The sequence below is a fragment of the Streptomyces sp. NPDC086023 genome (assembly GCF_044540325.1).
Taxonomy (GTDB): Bacteria; Actinomycetota; Actinomycetes; order Streptomycetales; family Streptomycetaceae; genus Streptomyces.
The window spans coordinates 88,305-111,629 of record NZ_JBITRX010000010.1; the positions used below are offsets into that span (position 1 = coordinate 88,305).

Annotated in this window: 21 protein-coding genes and 1 tRNA gene; 19 read left to right on the forward strand and 3 right to left on the reverse strand. The window is 69.7% G+C overall.

Annotated features, from left to right (window positions below; genetic code table 11):
• Positions 1 to 24 precede the first annotated feature (24 nt).
• Together ACIF6F_RS20790 and ACIF6F_RS20795 are read right to left on the reverse strand one after the other, a co-directional pair.
• Positions 25 to 489: a hypothetical protein gene (locus tag ACIF6F_RS20790; protein ID WP_399948565.1), complete on the reverse strand. Its 465-nt coding sequence runs from the start codon at positions 487 to 489 to the stop codon at positions 25 to 27.
• Positions 483 to 1,130 (reverse strand): ATP-binding protein, encoded by a 648-nt coding sequence (locus ACIF6F_RS20795; RefSeq protein ID WP_399948567.1) that lies wholly within the window; start codon positions 1,128 to 1,130, stop codon positions 483 to 485. Before ACIF6F_RS20795 ends, ACIF6F_RS20790 begins: the two co-directional genes overlap by 7 nt.
• Positions 1,131 to 1,226: 96 nt before the next feature.
• Between ACIF6F_RS20795 and ACIF6F_RS20800 the strand changes: the two genes are divergently transcribed.
• The 7 genes from ACIF6F_RS20800 to ACIF6F_RS20830 all read left to right on the forward strand — a co-directional run bounded on the left by ACIF6F_RS20800 (position 1,227) and on the right by ACIF6F_RS20830 (position 7,668).
• Positions 1,227 to 2,135: a helix-turn-helix domain-containing protein gene (locus tag ACIF6F_RS20800; protein WP_399948569.1), complete on the forward strand. Its 909-nt coding sequence runs from the start codon at positions 1,227 to 1,229 to the stop codon at positions 2,133 to 2,135.
• Between the two features lie 7 nt (positions 2,136 to 2,142).
• Entirely contained in the window at positions 2,143 to 2,331 is a 189-nt protein-coding gene (locus ACIF6F_RS20805) for a DUF397 domain-containing protein (protein ID WP_399948571.1), read from the forward strand.
• A 189-nt stretch (positions 2,332 to 2,520) separates the two neighbouring features.
• Positions 2,521 to 3,903, forward strand: a complete 1,383-nt coding sequence (locus ACIF6F_RS20810) for a helix-turn-helix domain-containing protein (protein WP_399948573.1) — start codon at positions 2,521 to 2,523, stop codon at positions 3,901 to 3,903.
• A complete protein-coding gene (locus ACIF6F_RS20815) occupies positions 3,900 to 4,793 on the forward strand; it encodes a phosphotransferase family protein (protein ID WP_399948575.1) in 894 nt (297 codons plus the stop codon). The genes ACIF6F_RS20810 and ACIF6F_RS20815 overlap by 4 nt, the downstream gene beginning before the upstream one ends.
• Positions 4,794 to 5,579: 786 nt before the next feature.
• The gene (locus ACIF6F_RS20820) at positions 5,580 to 5,738 is read left to right on the forward strand and encodes a hypothetical protein (protein ID WP_399948978.1); all 159 of its coding nucleotides are present in this window, start codon (positions 5,580 to 5,582) and stop codon (positions 5,736 to 5,738) included.
• A 383-nt stretch (positions 5,739 to 6,121) separates the two neighbouring features.
• Positions 6,122 to 6,295, forward strand: coding sequence for a helix-turn-helix transcriptional regulator (locus tag ACIF6F_RS20825; RefSeq protein ID WP_399948577.1), 174 nt, complete (start codon positions 6,122 to 6,124; stop codon positions 6,293 to 6,295).
• Between the two features lie 77 nt (positions 6,296 to 6,372).
• A complete protein-coding gene (locus ACIF6F_RS20830) occupies positions 6,373 to 7,668 on the forward strand; it encodes a tyrosine-type recombinase/integrase (RefSeq protein ID WP_399948579.1) in 1,296 nt (431 codons plus the stop codon).
• A 211-nt stretch (positions 7,669 to 7,879) separates the two neighbouring features.
• Here ACIF6F_RS20830 and ACIF6F_RS20835 read toward each other — a convergent pair.
• A tRNA-Arg gene (locus ACIF6F_RS20835) sits at positions 7,880 to 7,951 on the reverse strand.
• 105 nt (positions 7,952 to 8,056) lie between these two features.
• Between ACIF6F_RS20835 and ACIF6F_RS20840 the strand changes: the two genes are divergently transcribed.
• The 12 genes from ACIF6F_RS20840 (at position 8,057) to prmC (ending at position 23,292) form a co-directional block, all read left to right on the forward strand.
• Positions 8,057 to 8,557, forward strand: coding sequence for a response regulator (locus ACIF6F_RS20840; protein ID WP_399948581.1), 501 nt, complete (start codon positions 8,057 to 8,059; stop codon positions 8,555 to 8,557).
• Between the two features lie 231 nt (positions 8,558 to 8,788).
• Complete coding sequence (nrtL, locus tag ACIF6F_RS20845; RefSeq protein WP_399948583.1) at positions 8,789 to 9,760, forward strand: ArgS-related anticodon-binding protein NrtL; 972 nt, start codon at positions 8,789 to 8,791, stop codon at positions 9,758 to 9,760.
• Between the two features lie 30 nt (positions 9,761 to 9,790).
• On the forward strand, positions 9,791 to 11,182 hold the full coding sequence (lysA, locus tag ACIF6F_RS20850; RefSeq protein ID WP_399948585.1) for a diaminopimelate decarboxylase: 1,392 nt from the start codon (positions 9,791 to 9,793) through the stop codon (positions 11,180 to 11,182).
• Between the two features lie 117 nt (positions 11,183 to 11,299).
• Positions 11,300 to 12,592 carry a homoserine dehydrogenase gene (locus ACIF6F_RS20855; protein WP_399948588.1) on the forward strand — a complete coding sequence of 431 codons (1,293 nt, stop codon included), beginning with the start codon at positions 11,300 to 11,302 and terminating at the stop codon, positions 12,590 to 12,592.
• A gap of 7 nt (positions 12,593 to 12,599) precedes the next feature.
• Positions 12,600 to 13,670 carry a threonine synthase gene (gene thrC / locus ACIF6F_RS20860; protein WP_399948590.1) on the forward strand — a complete coding sequence of 357 codons (1,071 nt, stop codon included), beginning with the start codon at positions 12,600 to 12,602 and terminating at the stop codon, positions 13,668 to 13,670.
• Between the two features lie 339 nt (positions 13,671 to 14,009).
• Positions 14,010 to 14,927 (forward strand): homoserine kinase, encoded by a 918-nt coding sequence (thrB, locus tag ACIF6F_RS20865; protein WP_399948592.1) that lies wholly within the window; start codon positions 14,010 to 14,012, stop codon positions 14,925 to 14,927.
• A gap of 395 nt (positions 14,928 to 15,322) precedes the next feature.
• The gene (rho, locus tag ACIF6F_RS20870; protein WP_399948594.1) at positions 15,323 to 17,353 is read left to right on the forward strand and encodes a transcription termination factor Rho; all 2,031 of its coding nucleotides are present in this window, start codon (positions 15,323 to 15,325) and stop codon (positions 17,351 to 17,353) included.
• Positions 17,354 to 17,674: 321 nt separating this feature from the next.
• Entirely contained in the window at positions 17,675 to 19,486 is a 1,812-nt protein-coding gene (locus tag ACIF6F_RS20875) for a trypsin-like serine protease (RefSeq protein ID WP_399948596.1), read from the forward strand.
• A gap of 184 nt (positions 19,487 to 19,670) precedes the next feature.
• Positions 19,671 to 20,762 (forward strand): LCP family protein, encoded by a 1,092-nt coding sequence (locus ACIF6F_RS20880; RefSeq protein ID WP_399948598.1) that lies wholly within the window; start codon positions 19,671 to 19,673, stop codon positions 20,760 to 20,762.
• 165 nt (positions 20,763 to 20,927) lie between these two features.
• Positions 20,928 to 21,149, forward strand: coding sequence for a 50S ribosomal protein L31 (gene rpmE, locus ACIF6F_RS20885; RefSeq protein WP_399948600.1), 222 nt, complete (start codon positions 20,928 to 20,930; stop codon positions 21,147 to 21,149).
• Between the two features lie 157 nt (positions 21,150 to 21,306).
• Positions 21,307 to 22,386: a peptide chain release factor 1 gene (gene prfA, locus ACIF6F_RS20890; RefSeq protein ID WP_399948602.1), complete on the forward strand. Its 1,080-nt coding sequence runs from the start codon at positions 21,307 to 21,309 to the stop codon at positions 22,384 to 22,386.
• Between the two features lie 60 nt (positions 22,387 to 22,446).
• Positions 22,447 to 23,292 carry a peptide chain release factor N(5)-glutamine methyltransferase gene (prmC, locus tag ACIF6F_RS20895; protein ID WP_399948604.1) on the forward strand — a complete coding sequence of 282 codons (846 nt, stop codon included), beginning with the start codon at positions 22,447 to 22,449 and terminating at the stop codon, positions 23,290 to 23,292.
• The last annotated feature ends 33 nt before the right edge of the window (positions 23,293 to 23,325 follow it).

Consider the following 23,325-nt stretch of genomic DNA (forward strand, 5'->3'; position numbering starts at 1 on the left):
CGACGAGCGCGGGGGGAGGGGGCGTCACGAGGTGTCACCCCTCACCAGGTCCAGGAGGTTCAGGAGCACCTGGGCGTACCGGCGCAGGTAGCCGACCGTCTCATCGCCCTCGGACATGCCCTGGTGGAGCGCACGCGCCTGCGTGATCAGCCGGGTCGGAACGGGCCGGACCCGGACCGTCGCTCGGTTGATGGCCGGCTCGGTCGCGCGCCTGAACTGGAAAAGGATCCGGGCCACGTCCTCCTCGGAGAGCGCGCCGGCCTTCAGCGCGACCTCCTCGCGGCGCCGGGGCCGGAAGGGGAGACGGTCCAGCAGGGCACCGGTCACGGAAGGCGCTGCCGGGGGCGCCGGCGCGTGGCAGGGATCCATGACCGCGTCGATGGCGGCGAGCAGGTCCTCCTCGTCGTCCGGCGGGTCGTCCGCAACAGACCGCGCGAGCGAGGCCCGGAGCCACTCCAGAGTGGTCTCGTCCTTGCGCGCGATCAGCATGCCCGCTCCTGGGGGCGAGTTGTAAGGCGAGCCCAAGTGGTGCGGTTCTTGTCGCTGAGACCCCAGTCTTTGGCCAGCCTCGTCACCAGGAGAAGACCTCGGCCCCCTGTCTCCGCGGCCCCTGCGGTCTTGAGCCGGGCCGGCTTCGAGGTCCCGTCGGTGACCTCGACCACCAGCTCGTCGCCGCAGTGCTCGATGTGCAGCCCGACGACCTCCTCGGCGCTGCCCTCACCGCCGTGCAGGACCGCGTTCGTCACCAGCTCGGACACGACGACGAGCGCGTCAGCCGCCACCGCCGCGGGGATGCCACCCCACCGCTCCATCGCTTCCGCCGCGACCTGCCGCGACGTTCGGACGCACGCCGGCGAGCTGGGCAGGGAGACGGCGACGGCGTTCCGGAGCGGTGCCAGGCGAGAGGAAGGACGTTCAGGGGTCCGGAGGGTGTGCTCATGTGCCATGGGGGGCTCCTCAGGCGTACGAGGCGACGGACTGCTCGGGGAACGTGCATGTGCGGGAGGGCGCCGCATCACAGCGTCAGCAGGGGTGCGAACGACCGGTTGCTTGGTGGCGCGACTGGAGTATGTCGCCGCCCGGCAGCCCGTGAAACTCTCACGGTGAGAGTGTCCGCATGAGCGGATCATGCATATGCCGCTGCCGAAACCGTGCCGTGTACCTTGCCTTGTGGCCGCCCCGTACGAGCGGGAAGGATGGCGGCACTCGCGTAAGGGGAGTACGCCATGCTGACACCGACAGGGCCAGCCGCCTCGGCTGATGTCCCCGGGTGGGAAGGTCCGACCACCCGCCTTCGCCTGCTCGGCATCCGTCTGGCAGCCCTCCGGAAGCAGTCCGGACTGTCGGGGGAGGAAGCTGGGGCTGGAGTAGGCATCTCCAAGGCCACGCTGAGCCGTTACGAGCGCGCGAAGACCAAGGTGCGGTGGCCGCTCGTGGATCAGCTCTGCAGGCTCTACGGGGCATCGGACGAGGAGCGCCTGGAGCTGGTCGACCTGGCCAAGAACAGCCAGGACACCGGTGGATGGTGGATGGACCGCGGCGATCTACCGGAGCACATGCGGCTTCTGCTGGCCCTGGAGGACGAGGCGACCCACATCCGCCAGCTCGCCGGCGGAGTGATCCCCGGCCTGCTGCAGACAATGGACTACGCCAAGTCCATCAAGACGACTCCGGGTTGGTCCTTGCCGGAGGACGACCTGGGGGACCGCCTGAGCCTGCGGATGCGGCGGCAGCAGATTCTTGACCGAGACGTGCCTCCCCGGTATGAGGTGTTCCTCGACGAGGCCGTGCTACGGCGCAATGTCGGCAGCCCCGAGGTGATGGCGGCCCAGATGTCGCAGCTTCTGAAGCGCGGCAGCCAGGACACCATCGCGATCCAGGTCCTCCCCTTCGAAGGCGGGGTCTACAGCGCGGGACTCGGCAGCCACGTGATCTACGGTGGATTCGGTGGGCCCGCCCTCGATGTCGTCTTTCTGGAGCACCAGACCGGCGGCGTCTTCCTGGAGCACACCGAAGCGCTTGAGGAGTACGCGGGCGGCCATGCCTACCTGCGCCAGGAGGCGCTTGACCCTTCCGCATCGGCGGCCCTCATCGCCGAGGCGCGTGATCGATTCCTGCATCTCGCAAGTAAGTAGAGGACACGTGGAAGACCAGCTCGAATACTTCACCAGCTCGTACAGCGGCTCGCCTAACAACGAGTGCGTGGAGTGCGCGTTCGCGAGGGACGGCCTCCGAGTGCGTGACTCCAAGCGGCCCAACAGCGGCACGATCAGCCTGGGCCACGACGCATGGGCGGCCTTCACCGCTGCGGTGGACCAAGGCACGATCTGACTCCTGCCCGCCTGTGCTGGCCCGGCGCCTCCCTGGGAGGAGCCGGGCTTCGTCGTACCCACGGCCTTCCCGCCCGGGTGAGTGGAGTCTGGCGGTTTCGCCGAACTCGAAGTCCAGAGTGGGGTATTCAAAGAATCTGCCCATGCGGACAAGCCTCTTGTCCGCATGGAGAAGCCGAAAGGGGGAGCCATGGCACAGAAGCCGGTACCGCTGGACGAGAACCAATCGGCGCGAGCCTGGTGGGGCAAGGAACTTCGGAACTGGCGCAGAGTGCGGCACCTCTCCTCCAAGGCCCTAGGCGAGCTGGTGCAGCTCAGCGCCACGTACGTAGAACGAATCGAGAAGAACCAGAGGCGGTGCACCGCACAGTTGGCGGCCAAGTTCGATGTCGCGCTCGACGCCGGCGGCGCCCTAACACGACTGTGGCGGTACGTGGAACAAGAGGAGCCACAAGAGGGCTCCCATGCGGACAAGGACGTGACCCTTCCCGTCGTGAGCGGCATGGAAGACTGGCTCTCGGGCAGGGTGGGAGGGATCCCGGTCGCCTACCTAGAGAGGATGTCTGCAGTGGACCGCCGCAAGCTGATGACCTTACTCGGGGGCCTCGGCGTTGCAGCCACAGCCCTGCCCGCTGGGCCGCCCCGCCCGCGGCAGGTTCGCGCGGAGGACATCCAACAGGTCCGGGCCGCCTCCACCACCCTGTCCCGGTGGGACGCTCGGTTCGGTGGAGACGGACTCGTCCAGAGTGCCGCCGAAGGGGAGATGGCCAGAGCTCGCGCCCTTCTGGATCTGAGTTGCCCTCCATCGCTCAGGCAGGACCTGTTCACAGACGTCGGCCGACTGGCGATTGTGCTCGGAGCCGCGGCATTTGACCGGCTCCAGCACGACGAGGCCGCCGCGCTCCTGGAGCTGGGGCGCCAGTGTGCCGAGGAAGCTGACAACTGGAGCCTGCGGGCCAGCGCTCTCAACTGGCACGCGAGGCAGGAGATCTGGCGCGGCCGACCGCAGAAGGGCCTCACGCTCGCGGAAGTGGGCCTGGTACGGTCCGATCGACTCACTCCGCGCGAGCAAGCGATGCTCCACAACGCCAGGGCGCGGGCTTTGGCCAAGATGAAGCAAGCCAAGGAGGCCCGTGATGTCATCGGCCTGTCCGATGACATCGTGACCCGGGCGAAGAGCCTCAGAGAGGAGGCTCCCTGGATGCTCTTCTACGATCACGCCCAGCACCTCGGAGACACGGGGCACGCACTTTTCGATGTGGCGATGCTCGCGGGAGACAGGACCGCCGTCGAACTGGCGCGGCACCGGTTGGAGAGCGCAGTCGAAGGCCACACCCCGGAATTCGCTCGGTCCCGTGCACTCTCCGGGACCAAACTCGCGACGCTGCTGATGTCGACCCGCGAGCCGGATCGCGCTGCGGCTGTGGCCACGAAGGCCCTCGACGAGGTAGGCCGCCTGAGCTCCCGTCGTGCCGCTGCCGACGTCGTCTCCCTTGCGCAGGCTGCCGCCCCCTTCAGCCGGAGGCCGGAGCTCGCCGAGCTCCGAGCCAGGATCGGTGCCGTACTGGCATGACCACGGCCGACATCGAGTTGTCCCGGGCGGTGCTCGCAGAGGTCGTGGCGGCGAGAGGGTTCTCTGCCTGCGGCGCCACGCTCATCCGGTTGGGTGAGAACGCACTGTGGAGGCTCGCCTCCGACGTCGTCGTCAGGATCGCCAGGCCCGGTCAGAACGAGGCCGCTGCTCGCGAAGTCGCCGTGGCGCGATGGTTGGCTTCGGCCGGCGTGCCCACGGTCGAACCTCTCGCGATAGACCAGCCGGTGATCGCGAGCGGTCGAGCGGCCACCTTCTGGGAACTCCTTCCTCCGCATGAGGCCGGCACGGAGGCAGACCTCGCCGGCCTCCTGGCCCAGCTTCACCGCCTCCCCCTCCCCGGCTTCGCGATCGGCCGGCTCAACCCGTTCGTCCGGATCGAGGAGCGGCTCGCCGCCTCCCGCGCCGTGGCTGAGGAGGATCGTGCCTGGCTCCTGAACCGTCTCCGCGAGCTCGAAGGACAATGGCGGGACCTGCCCAGCGGTCGGGGGGACTGTGTGGTCCACGGCGACGCCTGGACGGGGAACTGCGCGGTGATCAAGACACCGATGCGACGGGCCGTCCTTCTCGACTACGAACGCACATCCATCGGCCCCCCGGAGTGGGACCTCACGTCGACCGCGATCGAGGCCGACACCTTTGGGAGCCTATCCACCGACCGATACCGGGCTTACTGCGACCAGTACGGGTACGACGTCATGGACTGGCCCGGCTACCCAACGCTCCGCGGAATTCGTGAGCTCCGGCTCGTTACCTTCGCCCTGCAGATCGCGGACCTTGATTTGTCGGCGAGAACCGAAGCCCAGAGCCGAGTTGACTGCCTGCGAGGACGGAAGGGACCACGGCCCTGGGGCTGGCACGCTGTTGGATGATCCTCCTGATCGATAGGGAAAAGCAGCTTTTAGAAGGTCGCCGAGCTGTCGGTGACCGGCCCGAGCACAGGACGCCGGCGCTCGCCGGGACCTGACGGTGCAGCCCTGCCTTGTGCAGCGATTGCTCGGACCCAGTGGTCTCACCAGGTGATGAGGATGGCTCCGTCGCCGCCGTCGCTTCCGCACGTGTCGGCTTAGCCGTATCGGTCGATCCTCTTGCCGTTGGCTGAAATATCGAGGCTGGGGTTCCGTACGCGCCTCCTCGACCACTCTTGCAGCCGGGCCGGCCCGATCAGCCGTTGAGCACCCGAGCCACTCCGCTGCTGCTGCCGACACCTGCGGTGCCGTGGTTGCCGTAGCCGCGGCAGAGCTCACCTCGCACGCTGAGCGGGGGTCCCCCATGCCCTCGGGCTCTTCGACCCTGTGAATGCCGGCCCGAGGCCACGAAAAAGGCGAGAGGGGCGGTATCGCTCTCGGCAGACAAGTATTTACAGGACAGGACTGGAGCAAAGCGCATCCGCATGTCAACCTACACACCCACCGATTTATCCGCCGCTAACCTGCGGCCCGATTCTCTTAGGAGCCTCCCTGTCCCTGTCCGGATCCCTTCGATATGCATCCCCAGTCCTCTTTGCTGTGGGGGCAATCAACGCCGCTACGGCATCACTGCAAGGCGATCTTGTCGGCGTCTCGACCGCCTTGTGTCTTTGCCTCTGTTGCGCCGGGCTATTCGTGGCTGCCCAGAAGCAGCAGGATCTCCTGCTCGGCCAGAAGATCCTCGCATGGGTGGCGAATCACCCGGAAGTGACGGCTGGCCAGGTGGCGAGGGCTGTTGGCTGCTCAACGCCGACAGCCCAAGTCGGCCTTGAACGACTGACGAAAGAAGGCTTGCTGTCCCGCCGTGAACTTCACGGGGGCGTTCACCGATACAGCCTTACGGCCTGATGGGGTGCTGAGTGCAGGGCGCAATGTAGCGGACGATCCCCGGTTTCCGAAACCGGGGATCGTCCGGATCATCAGGGACGTGTTCTGGCTGCTTGGCGGTGGACCAGATCGCGACTCCTGTTCCCGTCGGCCGCCGAGGGCCGACTACGGATGCGAAGCCAAGGGAACCCCTGCCCCCCCGGTTCGCTCGGATGAACCCTTAGGAACTGCGACGTGCTCCGGCTCGAAGAAAATCCTTCCTCACGCGAATTTGCGCCGCTCCTTGCCCTGATGTGGCCCTGTGGAGGCTGCTTTCCACTCGTAGTGGCTTACCGCCGCTCCGAGCAGGTGGTTTCGTGAGGCGGCGGCGACAGAGCGAAAAGTCGCGAGCGGGCGATGTGCTCATGACGGTTCCCGAGGTGCTTTCAGAGCTCGGCGGTGTATCGCGTAGAACTTTTTACCGATGGAGGGAGCTGGGTGTCGCGCCGGCGTCCTTCAAGCTTCCTAATGGTGAGCTGCGGCTATGGCGTGGCGACTTTCTCGAATGGCTGCAGGAAAGAGAGGATTTGGCAGCTTGAAAACGACTGACGTCCGAATATGGCAGGTCAGGACGAAGCGGCGTCAGGGCAAGGACACTTTCGAGGTGCGGTGGGGCGTGGCCGGCCGTCCCTTCTCGCGGTCGCGGGCCACCCAGGGGCTGGCAGACAAGCTGCGCGCCCGGTTGCTCATGGCCCAGGAGGCCGGTGAGCAGTTCGACACGGAGAGCGGCCTGCCGGGCTCCATGGAGGAGCAGCCGCAAGGCCCGACCTGGTACGAGTTTGCTCTGAGTTACATGGGGCGAAGGTGGCCGATGGCCTCACCGAACTACCGCGACGAGATCAACGAGTCGCTGACGGCGGTCACCAAGGCCATCCTTCCCAAGACCCCTGGCAGGCCCGCTGACATGGCGCTACAGCGGGCCCTGCGCGACTGGGCTTTCGTTCTCCCCGGACCGAATGATCGCGAGATTCCAGCGGACTCCCGGGCGGTCCTCAACTGGGTCGCGGAGAATTCCCCGCCCCTGAGGGCCCTGGACGACAAGAAGATCGTGCATACCGTCCTCGACGCCCTGAAACTCAAGCTCGACGGCACCCAAGCGTCCACAGAGTTCGCGAAGCGAAAGCGCAAGGGATTCGTGGCGGCACTCAACTATGCGACGGAGATCGGCGAGTTCGCAGAAAATCCGGTCGGCCAGGTGAAGGAGACGGTCAGCAAGAAAGTCGTAGAAGTTGATCCGCGCGTTGTCGCGAATCCTCGACAGGCCGCGAACCTTATTGATGCGACCTCCTACGTAGGGTCTTTCGGGCGGGCTCGCGGTCGTCGGTTGGTCGGTATGTTCGGGGCGATGTACTACGCGGGCATCCGGCCGGCCGAGGCTGTGGGCCTCGCGCTCCCGGATTGCTACCTCCCCAAGGAGGGGTGGGGTTCGGCCACTCTCCACCGGACGCGGCCCACAGTCGGGAAGAAGTGGACGAAAACTGGCGAAGTTCATGATGACCGGGGGCTGAAGAACCGGGCACCGGAGGACGTCCGGGTGGTGCCCCTACCTCCGGTGCTGGTCTGGATGCTTCTGGATGGGATTGAGACCTTCGGGGTCGCCGACGACGGGCGGCTGTTCTTCAACGAGCGCGGAGGAGTAGTCGGGTCATCCACATATGGACGTGTCTGGTCCGAGGCGCGCGAGTTTGGTCTTCCGCCGGAGTTGGTCGCGAGCCCGCTGGCAGGCATCCCGTATGACCTACGTCACGCCGCCCTCTCGGCTTGGCTCAATGCGGGCATGGACCCCACGGAGGCCGCCCGGAGGGCTGGCAACTCCGTGGAGGTGCTTCTGGCCCGGTATGCGAAGTGCATACATGGCCGAGCCGCGATTGCCAACCAGAAGGTCGAGAACTTCTACGCCGAATACGCGTGACGATCATCACATCAAACGCCCCGAGGGTTCACCCTCGGGGCGTTTGATGTGTCTTGGTTTGTCTGGAATGACACTTGATGTCCGATCCCACGCATGTCCCACAGGGGGTGTCCTAGAGGTGCGTGAGGTGGCGTATGGCTGCGCAAAACAACAGGCCCTCCGACCTGGCTAGTTGCCTGGTCAGAGGGCCTTTTAGGCACCTGAACTGCGGTGCCCCCGGCAGGATTCGAACCTGCGCACACGGCTCCGGAGGCCGTTGCTCTATCCCCTGAGCTACGGGGGCGGGGTGTTGCCTTGCGGCGACGGGAAGAACACTACCAGCTCCGGAGGGGTGATCAGGAACGGGTTTCGCAGGTCTGTGGGGGCGGGTCGCCCGCAGGGGGTGGAAGTGGGGAAAACCCGGACGCGGGACCCGGAGCGGACCTACTCTCAAGTTGTGCCAGGCGCGTCGGGCCGGGTGCTTGTTGTCGACGACAACAAGGTCATCCGGCAGCTGATCAAGGTCAACCTCGAGCTGGAGGGCTTCGAGGTCGTGACCGCGAGCGATGGTGCCGAATGCCTGGACGTGGTCCATGAGGTGCGGCCCGATGTCGTGACCATGGACGTCGTGATGCCGCGGCTGGACGGGATCAACGCCGCGGCACGGCTGCGGTCGGATCCGCGGACGTGCCACCTGCCCGTCGCCATCGTCAGCGCCTGTACCCAGTACGACGCCGAGACCGGGGTCGCGGCCGGGGTGGACGCCTTCCTCGCCAAGCCCTTCGAGCCGGCGGAGCTGGTGCGGCTCGTGCGGCGACTGATCGACACCCGGCCGGCTGCCGACGAGCGGCCGGAGGGCGAGGACGAGAGTGGTGAGGGGCGGATGGGGGCCGGGTCCGTCATTCGTTGAGTGTCTCTGAGTCCTGGGTTTTGCCTGAGTCCTGAGTGTCCGGGTGCCTGAGTGTCCGGGTGGTGCCCGGGTGGTGCTTGGGTTCCTTGGTCCTGGGGTGCCCGGGTGCCCCCGTGCCCGAGTGCTTGGCGGGCCCCCGGGGGGCTTGGGCGTCGGGGATTCCGGTGGCTCGGCGTTCACATGCCGGAATCGGTTCGCGGGGAGGGGGGGCCTCTCCCATACGCTTGTCCCGTGACCCCCGCCGATCTCTCCCGCACCGTGGCGCGTGCCGTGCGCAGTGCCGTCGCGCGGGGTGAGCTGTGCGGTGTGACCGTGCCCGAGCGGGTGGTCGTCGAGCGCACCCGGCCGGGTGGGGTGGGGGAGTACGCCACCCCCGTCGCCTTCCGGGTCGGCAAGGGTGTGGAGGGCGGGCCCCGGCGGGTCGCCGAGGTGCTGGCCGGTTCCCTGTCCCGCGAGCCCGGGATCCGGAGCGTCGTCGTCACCGGGGGCGGGTTCCTCAATTTCGAGCTGCGTCCGGCTTCCGCGGGCGAGCTGGTGCGCGAGGTGGGTGGGAAGGGGGCCGCGTACGGGTTCGCCTCCGCGCCCCTGCCCGTCGAGCCCTTCGACGTCGACACCGCCACCGACCTCCGCCGCCGCGTCGTCCGCGAGGTCGTCGTCCGGTTGCTCCGGGCCCGCGGCATCGCCGACCCCTACGACGGGCCGAACGTCGCCCCCCTCGCCCGCCGCGACGCCGACGCCGTCGCGCGGTACGGCGACCAGGCCGCCCGGTGGGCCATGCTCAGCGTGCCGCCCGCCGAGGCACCCGCGTTCCCCGCGACCCTGCTCGTGCAGACCGAGGACAACCCCTTCTTCCTCGTCCGGTACGCCCACTCCCGCGCCCGCGCCCTGCTCCGCAACGCCGCCCGGCTCGGATTCGCGCCCGAGGCCGGGGCCACCCCCGACCACGACCCCGTACTCCGCGCCCTCGCCGAGTACCCCCTCGTACTGGAAGCGGCCGCCCACCAACGCGCGCCCGACCGGCTGGCCAGGCATCTCGTCACCCTCGGGGATGCCCTGCTCGACCTCCAGCACACGGTGCTGCCCCTCGGCGACGAGAAACCCTCGGCCGCCCACCGTTCCCGCCTGGCCCTCGTCGAGGCCGCCGGGACGGTGCTTGCGGGCGGCCTGTCCCTGCTCGGCATCGACGCACCCGAGACTTCGTAGACGCAGACCGCAGAAAAGAGCCACGCCGTCATGAGCCGTTCCGCACACCCCGCAGGCCCCCGCCACGGTGACGTGCTGCCCGAGAGCCACTACACCGCGCCGCCGGCCGACCTCAACGCCCTTGACGAGAAGGTCTGGTCGCGGACCGTGCGCCGCAACGACGACGGCGTCGTGTCCGTCGGCGGCCTCGAAGTGACGCGCCTCGCCGAGGAGTTCGGCACCCCGGCCTACTTCCTCGACGAGACCGACTTCCGCGCCCGCTGCCGCGCCTGGGCCCACGCCTTCGGCACCGACGCCGACGTCTTCTACGCCGGAAAGGCCTTCCTCTCCAAGGCCGTCGTGCGCTGGCTCAAGGAAGAGGGGCTCAACCTCGACGTGTGCTCCGCCGGCGAGCTGACCACCGCGCTCGCCGCCGAGATGCCCGCCGAGCGGATCGCGTACCACGGCAACAACAAGTCCGTCGCCGAGATCCGCCGCGCCATCGAGGCCGGCGTCGGACGGATCGTGCTCGACTCCTTCCAGGAGATCGCCCGCGTCGCCCACGTCGCCGCCGAGCTGGGACGGCGCCAGCGCGTCCAGATCCGCGTCACCGTCGGTGTCGAGGCGCACACCCACGAGTTCATCGCCACCGCCCACGAGGACCAGAAGTTCGGCATCGCCGTGGCCGGCGGCCAGGCCGCCGAGGCCGTGCGCCGCGCGCTGGGCCACGAGAGCCTGGAGCTCATCGGCATCCACTCGCACATCGGCTCGCAGATCTTCGACATGGCCGGCTTCGAGGTCTCCGCCCGCCGCGTCGTCCAGCTGCTCGCGGCCGTCCGCGACGAGCACGGCGTGGAGCTGCCCGAGATCGACCTCGGCGGCGGCCTCGGCATCGCCTACACGCCCGAGGACGACCCCCGCGAGCCGCACGAGATCGCCAAGGCCCTCGGCGAGATCGTCACCCGCGAGTGCGAGTCCGCGGGCCTGCGCACCCCCCGCATCTCCGTCGAGCCCGGCCGCGCGATCGTCGGCCCCACCGCCTTCACGCTGTACGAGGTGGGCACGGTCAAGCCGCTGGAGGGCCTGCGGACGTACGTGAGCGTCGACGGCGGCATGTCGGACAACATCCGCACCGCCCTGTACGACGCCGAGTACAGCGTGGCGCTCGTCTCGCGCCGCTCCGACGCGGAACCCATGCTGTCGCGCGTGGTCGGCAAGCACTGCGAGAGCGGTGACATCGTGGTCCGGGACGCCTTCCTGCCCGCCGACCTGGCGCCGGGCGACCTGATCGCCGTACCGGCGACCGGGGCGTACTGCCGCTCCATGGCGAGCAACTACAACCACGCGCTGCGCCCGCCCGTCGTCGCGGTCCGCGACGGGGAGGCGCGCGTGATCGTCCGGCGCGAGACGGAGGAGGATCTCCTGCGTCTCGACCTCGGATAAATGAAATAGACATCTCGCGATCTGGACAGGGGATGGAAAGTCCTGTCCAGTGCGTGAGACTGGTTCACACCGTGCTTGCACGAGCAAGCCGGGTCATGACGAAAGGCGTAGGTCGAGATGATGCGTACGCGTCCGCTGAAGGTGGCGCTGCTGGGCTGTGGAGTGGTCGGCTCAGAGGTGGCGCGCATCATGACGACGCACGCCGACGACCTCACAGCCAGGATCGGCGCGCCCGTGGAACTCGCGGGCGTCGCCGTGCGCCGTCCCTCCAAGGTGCGCGAGGGCATCGACCCCGCGCTGATCACCACCGACGCCACCGCGCTGCTCAAACGCGGTGACATCGACGTGGCCATCGAGGTCATCGGCGGCATCGAGCCCGCCCGCACCCTGATCACCACCGCCTTCGAGCACGGCATCTCCGTCGTCTCGGCGAACAAGGCGCTGCTGGCCCAGGACGGCGCCGCGCTGCACGCGGCGGCCGAGCAGGCGGGACTCGACCTGTACTACGAAGCCGCCGTGGCCGGCGCCATCCCGCTGGTCCGCCCGATGCGCGAGTCCCTCGCCGGCGACAAGATCAACCGCGTGATGGGCATCGTCAACGGCACGACGAACTTCATCCTCGACAAGATGGACTCCACCGGCGCCGGGTACCAGGAGGCCCTCGACGAGGCCACCGCCCTCGGTTACGCGGAGGCCGACCCGACCGCCGACGTCGAGGGGTACGACGCCGCCGCCAAGGCCGCGATCCTCGCCGGCATCGCCTTCCACACCCGCGTCCGCCTCGACGACGTGTACCGCGAGGGCATGACCGAGGTCAGTGCCGCGGACTTCGCATCCGCCAAGCGGATGGGCTGCACCATCAAGCTCCTCGCCATCCTGGAGCGCGCGGCGGACGGCCGGTCCGTCACCGCCCGTGTCCACCCGGCGATGATCCCGCTCAGCCACCCGCTCGCCTCCGTCCGCGAGGCGTACAACGCCGTCTTCGTCGAGGCGGAGGCGGCCGGCCGGCTGATGTTCTACGGGCCCGGCGCGGGCGGCTCGCCGACCGCCTCCGCGGTCCTGGGCGACCTGGTCGCGGTCTGCCGGAACAAGCTCGCCGAGGCAACGGGGCCCGGCGAGTCGGCGTACACCCAGCTGCCGGTCAGCCCGATGGGCGAGGTCGTCACCCGCTACCACATCAGCCTCGATGTGGCGGACAAGCCGGGTGTCCTCGCGCAGGTGGCCACGGTGTTCTCGGAGCACGGCGTGTCCATCGACACCGTCCGCCAGCAGGGCAAGGACGGCGAGGCGAGCCTCGTCGTCGTCACCCACCGCGCGGCCGACGCGGCCCTCTCGGGGACCGTCGAAGCGCTGCGCAAGCTCGACACCGTGCGCGGTGTCGCCAGCATCATGCGTGTTGAAGGGGAGTAAAGGACCCATGAGCAGCAATCGCACCCATCAGTGGCGAGGGATCATCGAGGAGTACCGGGACCGGCTTCCGGTCACGGAGACGACTCCCGTGGTCACCCTCCGCGAGGGTGGCACCCCGCTCGTCCCGGCCCAGGTCCTCTCCGAGCGCACGGGCTGTGAGGTCCACCTCAAGGTCGAGGGCGCGAACCCGACGGGTTCCTTCAAGGACCGCGGCATGACCATGGCGATCACGAAGGCGAAGGAGGAGGGCGCCAAGGCGGTCATCTGCGCCTCCACCGGCAACACCTCCGCCTCCGCCGCCGCGTACGCGGTGCGCGCCGGCATGGTCAGCGCCGTCCTCGTACCGCAGGGCAAGATCGCGCTGGGCAAGATGGGCCAGGCGCTGGTGCACGGCGCCAAGATCCTCCAGGTGGACGGCAACTTCGACGACTGCCTCACCCTCGCCCGCCGGCTCTCCGACAACTACCCGGTGGCGCTGGTCAATTCGGTGAACCCGGTGCGCATCGAGGGCCAGAAGACGGCCGCGTTCGAGATCGTCGACGCGCTCGGCGACGCCCCCGACATCCACGTCCTGCCGGTCGGCAACGCGGGCAACATCACCGCGTACTGGAAGGGCTTCAAGGAGTACGCGGCCGACGACCTCGCCACGCACACCCCGCGGGTCTGGGGCTTCCAGGCCTCCGGCTCCGCGCCCATCGTGCGCGGCGAACCGGTGAAGGAGCCGCACACCATCGCCACCGCGATCCGCATCGGCAACCCGGCCTCCTGGGACTACGCCCTCGCGGCCCGCGACGAGTCGGGCGGTTTCATCGACGAGGTGACCGACCGTCAGATCCTGGCCGCCTACCGCCTGTTGGCCTCGCAGGAGGGGGTGTTCGTGGAGCCTGCCTCCGCCGCCTCCGTGGCCGGCCTGCTGAAGGCCGCCGAGCAGGGCAAGGTCGACCCGGGCCAGAAGATCGTGTGCACCGTCACCGGCAACGGCCTGAAGGACCCCGACTGGGCGATCGCCGGCGCCCCCCAGCCGGTCACCGTCCCGGTGGACGCCGAGGCCGCCGCCGTGCGGCTGGGCCTGGTCTAGGACCCCCGAGGGGCCTCCCGTACGCCCGTACGGGAGGCCTCCGCGTAACCGGACCCCCGGTTCGGCCGTTGGCCAGAACCGTGAACGGGTCGCCGCGCCGGAGAGCGCAAACCGGCAAGACGGGCCGTACGCAGACAAACGGGCAAGGGTCGCCGCGACACGCATCGTGCGCCTCCTGTGCGCCCTATGTCGCGACAGAACCTTCCTTCGATAGGCTGTACTTACATCCGACCCGCCGCATATGCCCATGGTGCTGCCCCCGGGGCCTTCGGATGCCGTACGAAGTCAAGTACATTCACCGCGAACATCTCGCACAGTCACAAGGAGTGTCATCGAGCGATGGCCGGTCCAGCGTTCCGCGCCGCCGCCGTACGGGTGCGCGTCCCCGCCTCCAGCGCCAACCTCGGCCCGGGCTTCGACGCCCTCGGCCTGGCCCTGGGGCTCTACGACGACGTGGTCGTCCGGGTGGCCGACTCCGGCCTGAACATCGACATCGCGGGAGAGGGCGCCGACAGCCTGCCCCGCGACGAGAGCCACCTGCTCGTACGCTCCATGCGCACCGCCTTCGACCTGCTGGGCGGCCAGCCGCGCGGCCTGGAGGTCGTCTGCGCCAACCGCATCCCGCACGGCCGGGGCCTCGGCTCGTCCTCGGCGGCCATCTGCGCCGGCATCGTCGCCGCCCGCGCCGTGACCATAGGCGGGGAGAACAAGCTCGACGACGCCGCGCTGCTGGAACTGGCCACCGAGATCGAGGGTCACCCCGACAACGTCGCGGCCTGCCTGCTCGGCGGCTTCACCCTGGCCTGGATGGACGGGGGCGCCGCCAGGGCCATCAGGATGGAGCCCTCGGACTCCATCGTTCCGGTGGTCTTCGTACCTTCCAAGCCCGTGCTGACGGAGACCGCCCGCGGCCTGCTGCCGCGCACCGTCCCGCACGTCGACGCCGCCGTCAACGCCGGCCGTGCCGCGCTGCTCGTCGAGGCCCTGACCCGGCGCCCCGAGCTGCTGCTGCCCGCCACCGAGGACCGGCTGCACCAGGAATACCGGGCCCCTGCGATGCCGGAGAGCGTCGCACTGGTCAACCGGCTGCGCGCGGACGGAGTCCCCGCGGTCATCTCCGGCGCGGGACCCACGGTCCTCGCGCTGGCCGAGAACGGCACGGCCGACAAGGTCGCGCTGCTCGCGGGCGAGGGATGGGCGGCCAACCGGCTCGCCCTCGACTCCGCGGGTGCGAGCGTGCTGCCGCTCGCTGGCTAGGTCCTGCTGGTGCCGCTCTTGTCGGAAGGGCGCGATTGCCGGTGAGTGAGAGGGGGAATGTCTGTTGGATCCGGTAGTGTTAACCTCAAGTACGCATCCGAAGCCGTCGTGGCTCGGTGCTAAGTGTCCCCTTCAGGGACCACCCTTCTTCCGGGAGCCTCCCCAACTGCTTTGATCACTGCCAGGCAGTTTCGAGCACGCTCCGGAATCGGCGTGACATTCCCACGCTTCCAGCTGGGGGGCTTCTCGCCGGAACCCATGCACGTATTCCTCCGCCGTATCTCTACCGGCGGACCACCGCCCCGACTCGGACCGCACACCAGGGACCGAGGTCGGACAGCACAACCGGTCGCCGAGCCAGACAGGCCGACGTCCGCTCCAGGGAAGGACCCTTCGTGAGCGACACCACCGATCTGATGGGCGCTGCCGACACCAGTGTCGACACCAGCGCGCCCGCGGGTGCTGCTACCCCCAAGCGCCGCCGCGCCGGCACCGGCCTCGAGGGCATGGTCCTGGCCGAGCTCCAGCAGGTCGCCTCGGGCCTCGGGATCAGGGGCACCGCGCGCATGCGCAAGAGCCAGCTGATCGAGGTCATCAAGGAGGCGCAGGCCGGAGGCGGCAGCGCCGCGCCCGCCAAGAGCGCCGGCGAGACCGCCGAGACCAAGCCCAAGCGCCGCGCCACTTCCAAGGCCCGCACCGGCGAGACCGCCGAGGCGCCCGCCGAGGCCCCCGCCGCCGCGCGTGCCGAGAAGCCGGCCGCCCAGCAGCAGATCGACATCCCGGGCCAGCCGGCCGGGGGCACCGCCCGTGCGGGCGACGCCGAGCGCGGGGCGGATGACGCCCCGGCCGGCGAGCGCCGCCGCCGCCGCGCCACCGCCGCCGCCGGCAGCCCCGCCGGTGTCGAGGCTCCGGCGCAGGCCGAGGCAAAGGCCGAGGCCCAGACCGACGCCAAGGCCGAGGCGGCCACCGCCGTCTCCGCCGCGCAGGACGGTGCCGAGGGCCGCGGCCGCCGTGACCGTCGTGACCGTGGCGAGCGCGGCGACCGTGGCGAGCGCGGTCAGCGCGACCGCCGCGAGCGCGGCAAGGGCGACGAGCAGGGCGGCCAGCAGGGCCAGGGCGGCCAGCGCCAGCAGCAGGCCGGCCGTGGCCAGCAGAACACCGGGCCGCAGGACGACTTCGACGACGAGGGCGGCCGCCGTGGCCGTCGGGGCCGCTACCGCGACCGCCGTGGCCGTCGTGGCCGCGACGAGTTCGGTACGAGCGAGCCGCAGGTCGCCGACGACGACGTGCTGATCCCCGTCGCGGGCATCCTCGACATCCTCGACAACTACGCGTTCATCCGGACCTCCGGCTACCTGCCCGGCCCGAACGACGTGTACGTCTCCCTCGCACAGGTCCGCAAGAGCGGCCTGCGCAAGGGTGACCACGTCACCGGTGCCGTGCGCCAGCCGAAGGAGGGCGAGCGCCGCGAGAAGTTCAACGCGCTGGTGCGCCTCGACTCGGTCAACGGCATGGCGCCGGAGTCCGGCCGAGGCCGCCCCGAGTTCAACAAGCTCACCCCGCTGTACCCGCAGGACCGGCTCCGCCTGGAGACCGACCCGGGCGTGCTGACCACCCGCATCATCGACCTCGTGTCGCCGATCGGCAAGGGCCAGCGCGGTCTGATCGTGGCCCCGCCGAAGACCGGCAAGACCATGATCATGCAGGCGATCGCCAACGCGATCACGCACAACAACCCCGAGTGCCACCTGATGGTCGTCCTGGTCGACGAGCGTCCGGAAGAGGTCACCGACATGCAGCGGTCGGTCAAGGGCGAGGTCATCTCCTCGACCTTCGACCGCCCGGCCGAGGACCACACCACGGTCGCCGAGCTGGCCATCGAGCGCGCCAAGCGCCTCGTCGAGCTGGGTCACGACGTGGTCGTCCTGCTGGACTCGATCACCCGCCTGGGCCGCGCGTACAACCTCGCGGCGCCCGCCTCCGGCCGCATCCTGTCCGGTGGTGTCGACTCGACCGCGCTCTACCCGCCGAAGCGCTTCTTCGGTGCCGCGCGCAACATCGAGGACGGCGGCTCGCTGACCATCCTGGCCACCGCGCTGGTCGAGACCGGCTCGCGCATGGACGAGGTGATCTTCGAGGAGTTCAAGGGCACCGGCAACATGGAGCTCAAGCTCGACCGGAAGCTCGCCGACAAGCGCATCTTCCCGGCCGTCGACGTCGACCCGTCGGGCACGCGCAAGGAGGAGATCCTCCTCAACAGCGAGGAGCTCAGCATCGTCTGGAAGCTGCGCCGGGTGCTGCACGCGCTCGACTCGCAGCAGGCGATCGAGCTGCTCCTCGACAAGATGAAGCAGACGAAGTCGAACGCCGAGTTCCTGATGCAGATCGCCAAGACGACCCCGTCGTCCGGCAAGAACGACGACTGACGCAGAGCGAGCGGCCCGGCCGGAACCGGAACGGGCTTCTCCGGCGTCTAGGACACCGCCCTCGTCACTTCGGTGACGGGGGCGGTGTTCTGCGTCTGCGGGGAAGTGCTCCCCCGTGGCGCGCGGGGTTGAACTGCGGCACACCGCTGAGGAGTTCAGTGGTGGCGCGGCCCCTCGCCAGCGTCGCCAGCCCCGTCGCGGACGCCGGGCTTCCACCCGGTGTACGCGGCGCACGGGCCGTACGCGAACATCGTTGCGCGGCAGCTGCCCACCAGCTGCTCCTGCCCTGCGGCGGCCCCCGCCGCCGCCCGAACCGAAGGAATGCGCGTGCAGATACGCACTCGTGCCGCCCGGCCGTGGCGCAGGCCCGGAACAGTGGTCTCCGTGACCCTGGCCGTCACCGCCCTGCTCGGTACGGGACTGACCGCCACCGCAGCCCAGGCGGCGGTACCCGCGGCCGTGGAGTCCCCGCTCCTCGCCGAGGTGGACGCGGCCGGCACCACGGCGGCCGCCACCGGAACGGACGACGGGGACATCGCCGAACGCGTCGCCGGCTCCATCGAAGCGCGCCGGCGCAAGGCCGCCGAATCGGGGGCGAAGCCCTCGGCACCGATGATCATCGGCGGCGGCGCGGAGAGCATCGCCAACGCCCCGTGGATGGCGCAGCTCCACTTCTTCGACGACCAGGACACCGAGGACCCCGAGGACGACCTCGGCTTCTTCTGCGGCGGCACCGTCGTCACCCCCACGAAGATCGTCACCGCCGCCCACTGCGTCGACGGCCTCGACTGGACCCGCGACAGCTTCGTCGTCGTCGGCACCAGCCAGCTGCCCACCGTCAACGACGACGACTCGGTCGACTGGCACGGCGGCACGTACCGCTTCGTGAAGCGCCAGTGGAAGCACCCGTCGTACGACGTCGCCACGACCGACAACGACGTGGCCGTCCTCACGCTCACCTCGCCGGTGACCGTCAAGAACCTGCCGATCGCCCGCTCCACGGACACCTCGCTCTACCAGACGGGCGCCACGGCCAGTGTGTACGGCTGGGGCCGCTACAGCTCGACCAGCGAGGACATCTCCCCGTACCTCAAGCGCGCCGACCTCCCGCTCGTCGCCGACACCACGTGCGACGACTACTGGGGCGACCAGCTGATCAAGGGGCACATGCTCTGCGCCGGCACGCCGGCCTCCGGCAAGGACGCCGGCACCACCTCGTCCTGCATGGGCGACTCCGGCGGCCCGCTGGTACGCAGCGGCCGGCTGATCGGCATCGTCTCCTGGGGCTCCGTGACCTGCGTGAACGAAGGCTCGTACGGGGTCTACGCCAAGGTCACCGCGTACGCCGGCCCGATCCGCGCCCGCGTGTACGACGCCAACTGGAGCGGTGACTCCACGGCCGACCTGCTCGCCCGCGGCAGCTCCAGCAAGTCGGTCTACCCCTTCCACTCCCGGGTCTCCAGCTACAGCCGGCAGAGCGCCTGGACCACGCTGAGCTCGGCCAACCTGATCACCCAGACCGACCTCGACCGCGACGGCCGTCAGGACGTCGTCCGCCGCAACACCAGCGGTTCGGTCTACTGGTCGCACTACGTCTCCGGCACCGGCTGGGTGCACACCAAGGTCGTCAGCGACTGGAGCACCCGCCGCCAGATCGTCGCCCCCGGCGACGTGACCGGCGACGACGTGCCGGACCTGCTCAGCGTCACCGAGTCGGGCAACCTCTACCTCTACCCGGGCAAGGGCGACGGCACCTTCGCCGCCTCGGTCCTGGTCGGTCCCGGCTGGCAGGCGTACGGCATGGTCCGCGGCCACGGCGACTTCACCGGCGACGGCAAGGCCGACCTGGTGGCCCGCGACTCCTCCGGGTACCTGTGGCTGTACAAGGGCACCGGCACCGCCGGGACCTCGGCCTTCGCCGCCCGCGTCAAGATCGGCGGCGGCTGGAACACGTACAACCGGATCGTCGCCGTGGGCGACGTGAACACCGACGGCCGCGCGGACCTGCTGGCCCGCGACTCGGCCGGTGCCCTGTGGCTATACAAGGGCACCGGTTCGGCCACCGCCAGTGCGACGTTCGCCACACGTGTCGCATTCGGAACCGGTTTCGGCGGATACGACCTGCTCGGTTAAAGCCCAGGTGGGCGCCGGACGACAGCCCGGCGCCACCTCCTCCGCACCGTCACGCTGTGCCCACCGTCTCCACACGGTGGGCACAGCCCGTCGTGCAACCCTTCGGCGGGATCCCCCGTCTCTCCTGGCGGAACGCGGGAGGGGAAGCAGCAGACCCGGGGACGATCGCGGAGACGAGGAGAGCATGACCGAGCAGAGCACGGGCGCGGGGAACGGCAAGGGCCGACGGCGCAAGCGCCCGACGACGCGACGCAGGGCGCTCACCGCCGCCGCGTGGACCGCCGCCGGCGTGGTGGCGCTCGGCGGCGCCGGCCTCGGCTACGTGTACGTGAAGTTCAACGGCAACCTCAAGAGCGTCGACATCGACGCGGCCCTCGGCGACGACCGCCCGGCCGACGTCGACAACGGCTCGATGGACATCCTGGTCCTGGGGTCCGACTCCCGTTCCGGCGCCAACGGGGAGTACGGCGCGGACGACGGCGGCTCCGCCCGCTCGGACACGGCGATGATCGTCCACCTCTACGAGGGCCACAAGAAGGCCGCGGTCATATCCATACCCCGGGACACCCTGGTCACGAGGCCCTCCTGCACCACCGACGGCGGGGGCACGGACCCGGGCGGCCGGCGGCAGATGTTCAACGAGTCCTTCACCGTGGGCGGCCCCGCCTGCGCGGTGAAGACCGTCGAGAAGATGTCCGGCATCCGCATGGACCACTACCTAGAGGTCGACTTCACCGGCTTCAAGAAGATCATCGACAAGCTCGGCGGCGTCGAGGTCACCACCACCAAGCCGATCAAGGACGGGGCCAGCCACCTCAACCTCGCCGCCGGCACCCACAAGCTCGACGGCGAGCAGTCCCTGGGCCTGGTCCGCACCCGCAAGAGCGTCGGAGACGGCAGCGACCTCGGCCGCATCCAGCTCCAGCAGGCCTTCATCAAGGCACTGATCAAGCAGGTCAAGAGCATCGGGGTGTTCGACGACCCCAAGCGCCTGCTCGACCTGGCGGACACCGCAACCAAGGCCATCACCACCGACCGCAAGCTCGGGGACGTGAAGTCGCTGATGGGCTTCGCCGCCGGGCTGGAGGGCATCGAGCCCGCCGGGATGCAGATGGTCACCCTCCCGGTGGGCGCCGACGCCGCCGACCCCAACCGCGTCGTCCCGCTGGAGAAGGAGACCGGGCTCATCTGGGCCGCGCTCCTGAGTGACCGGCCGCTGCCGGCCGAGGCCCTGGAGACGGGCGCGAAGGGCCAGGCCGAAGGCATCCTGAAGTAGCACCCGGAGGCCCCCGGAATACCCGGGCACCCGGGTCGGTTGACGACAGCGTCCCGCAATTTTGACAGGCGTCCCGGTCCTGGCAGACTGGTACGTCGGCCCCGGTTCACGCAGCGCGCAATTCGGCCCCTGCGACCCGGAGCCCTCCCGAAACTAGGAGACACCTTGAAGCGCGAGATCCACCCCGAGTACGTCGAGACCCAGGTCAGCTGCACCTGTGGCGCGTCGTTCACCACCCGCAGCACCCTGACCGACGGCACCATCCGTGCCGAGGTCTGCTCCGAGTGCCACCCGTTCTACACGGGCAAGCAGAAGATCCTCGACACCGGTGGCCGCGTGGCCCGCTTCGAGGCCCGCTTCGGCAAGGCTGCCGGCTCCAAGAAGTAGCGAGCCACGGCGCCGGTCGCCGGCCGCCCCCGTTCTCGCGGGGGCGGCCCGACCGGCGCCTTTGTCGTCCCGCGGGCGTGGCCCCGTACGCCGTCCCGCGGTCGGCGGCCCCCGCACCCCCGCAGCCCTTTCGCTCATTCACTCCAGGAGTCCCCCGATGTTCGAGGCGGTCGAGGAACTGGTCGGCGAGCACGCCGACCTCGAGAAGCAGCTCGCCGACCCGTCGGTCCACTCCGACCAGGCCAATGCGCGCAAGCTGAACAAGCGCTACGCGGAGCTGACCCCCATCGTGGGCACCTTCCGCGCCTGGAAGCAGGCCGGCGACGACATCGACACGGCCAAGGAGCTCGCGGCCGACGACCCGGACTTCGCGGCCGAGGTCAAGGAGCTCACCGCGCAGCGCGAGGAGCTCACCGAGAAGCTCCGCCTGCTGCTGGTGCCGCGCGACCCGAGCGACGACAAGGACGTCCTCCTGGAGATCAAGGCGGGCGCGGGCGGCGACGAGTCCGCCCTGTTCGCCGGCGACCTGCTGCGCATGTATCTGCGGTACGCCGAGCGCGTGGGCTGGAAGACCGAGATCATCGACTCCACGGAGTCCGAGCTCGGCGGCTACAAGGACGTCCAGGTCGCCGTGAAGACCAAGGGCGGCCAGGGCGCGACCGAGCCCGGCCAGGGGGTCTGGGCCCGCCTGAAGTACGAGGGCGGCGTGCACCGCGTGCAGCGCGTGCCGGCCACCGAGTCCCAGGGCCGGATCCACACCTCCGCCGCCGGCGTCCTCGTGACCCCGGAGGCCGAGGAGGTCGACGTCGAGATCAACATGAACGACCTCCGCATCGACGTGTACCGCTCCTCCGGCCCCGGCGGCCAGTCGGTGAACACCACCGACTCCGCCGTGCGCATCACGCACCTCCCGACCGGCGTCGTGGCGTCCTGCCAGAACGAGAAGAGCCAGCTCCAGAACAAGGAGCAGGCCATGCGCATCCTCCGCTCGCGGCTGCTGGCCGCCGCGCAGGAGGCCGCCGAGCAGGAGGCCGCCGACGCCCGCCGCAGCCAGGTGCGCACCGTCGACCGGTCCGAGAAGATCCGTACGTACAACTACCCGGAGAACCGGATCTCGGACCACCGGGTCGGGTTCAAGGCGTACAACCTGGACCAGGTCCTCGACGGCGACCTCGACGCGGTCATCCAGGCCTGCGTCGACGCCGACTCCGCCGCGAAGCTCGCGGCCGCGCAGTAAGACGCAAGACGCGCCGTAACACCGCGCGGTAACACCTCGTACGGACTCGCTGGAGGAAGCGTGAACCTGCTGCTCGCGGAGGTGGCCCAGGCCACCCAGCGGCTGGCCGCCGCGGGCGTGCCCTCACCGCGCTTCGACGCGGAGGAGCTCGCCGCCTTCGTCCACGGCGTCAAGCGGGGAGAGCTGCACACCGTCAAGGACGCCGACTTCGACGCGCGCTACTGGGAAGCGGTGGCGCGCCGCGAGGCCCGTGAACCGCTGCAGCACATCACCGGACGCGCCTTCTTCCGCTACCTGGAGCTCCAGGTGGGTCCGGGCGTCTTCGTGCCCCGGCCCGAGACCGAGTCGGTCGTGGACTGGGCCATACACGCCGTCCGGGCGATGGACGTGGTCGAGCCGCTGATCGTGGACCTGTGCACCGGCTCCGGCGCGATCGCCCTGGCCATGGCGCAGGAGGTGCCGCGGTCCCGGGTGCACGCCGTCGAGCTGTCCGAGGACGCGCTGGTCTGGACGCGCAAGAACGCGGACGGCTCGCGGGTCACCGTCCACCAGGGCGACGCGCTCACCGCGCTCCCCGAGCTGGACGGCCAGGTGGACCTGGTGATCTCCAACCCGCCGTACATCCCGCTCACCGAGTGGGAGTACGTCGCTCCGGAGGCCCGGGACCACGACCCCGAGATGGCGCTGTTCTCGGGCGAGGACGGCCTCGACACCATCCGCGGCCTGGAGCGCACCGCGCACCGGCTGCTGCGCCCCGGCGGCGTCGTCGTGATCGAGCACGCCGACACCCAGGGCGGCCAGGTCCCGTGGATCTTCGCCGAGGAACGGGGCTGGGCCGACGCGGCCGACCACCCCGACCTGAACAACCGGCCGCGCTTCGCCACCGCCCGCAAGGCGCTGCCGTGATGACCCCCGACACTTCGACCACGCTCCACGAGG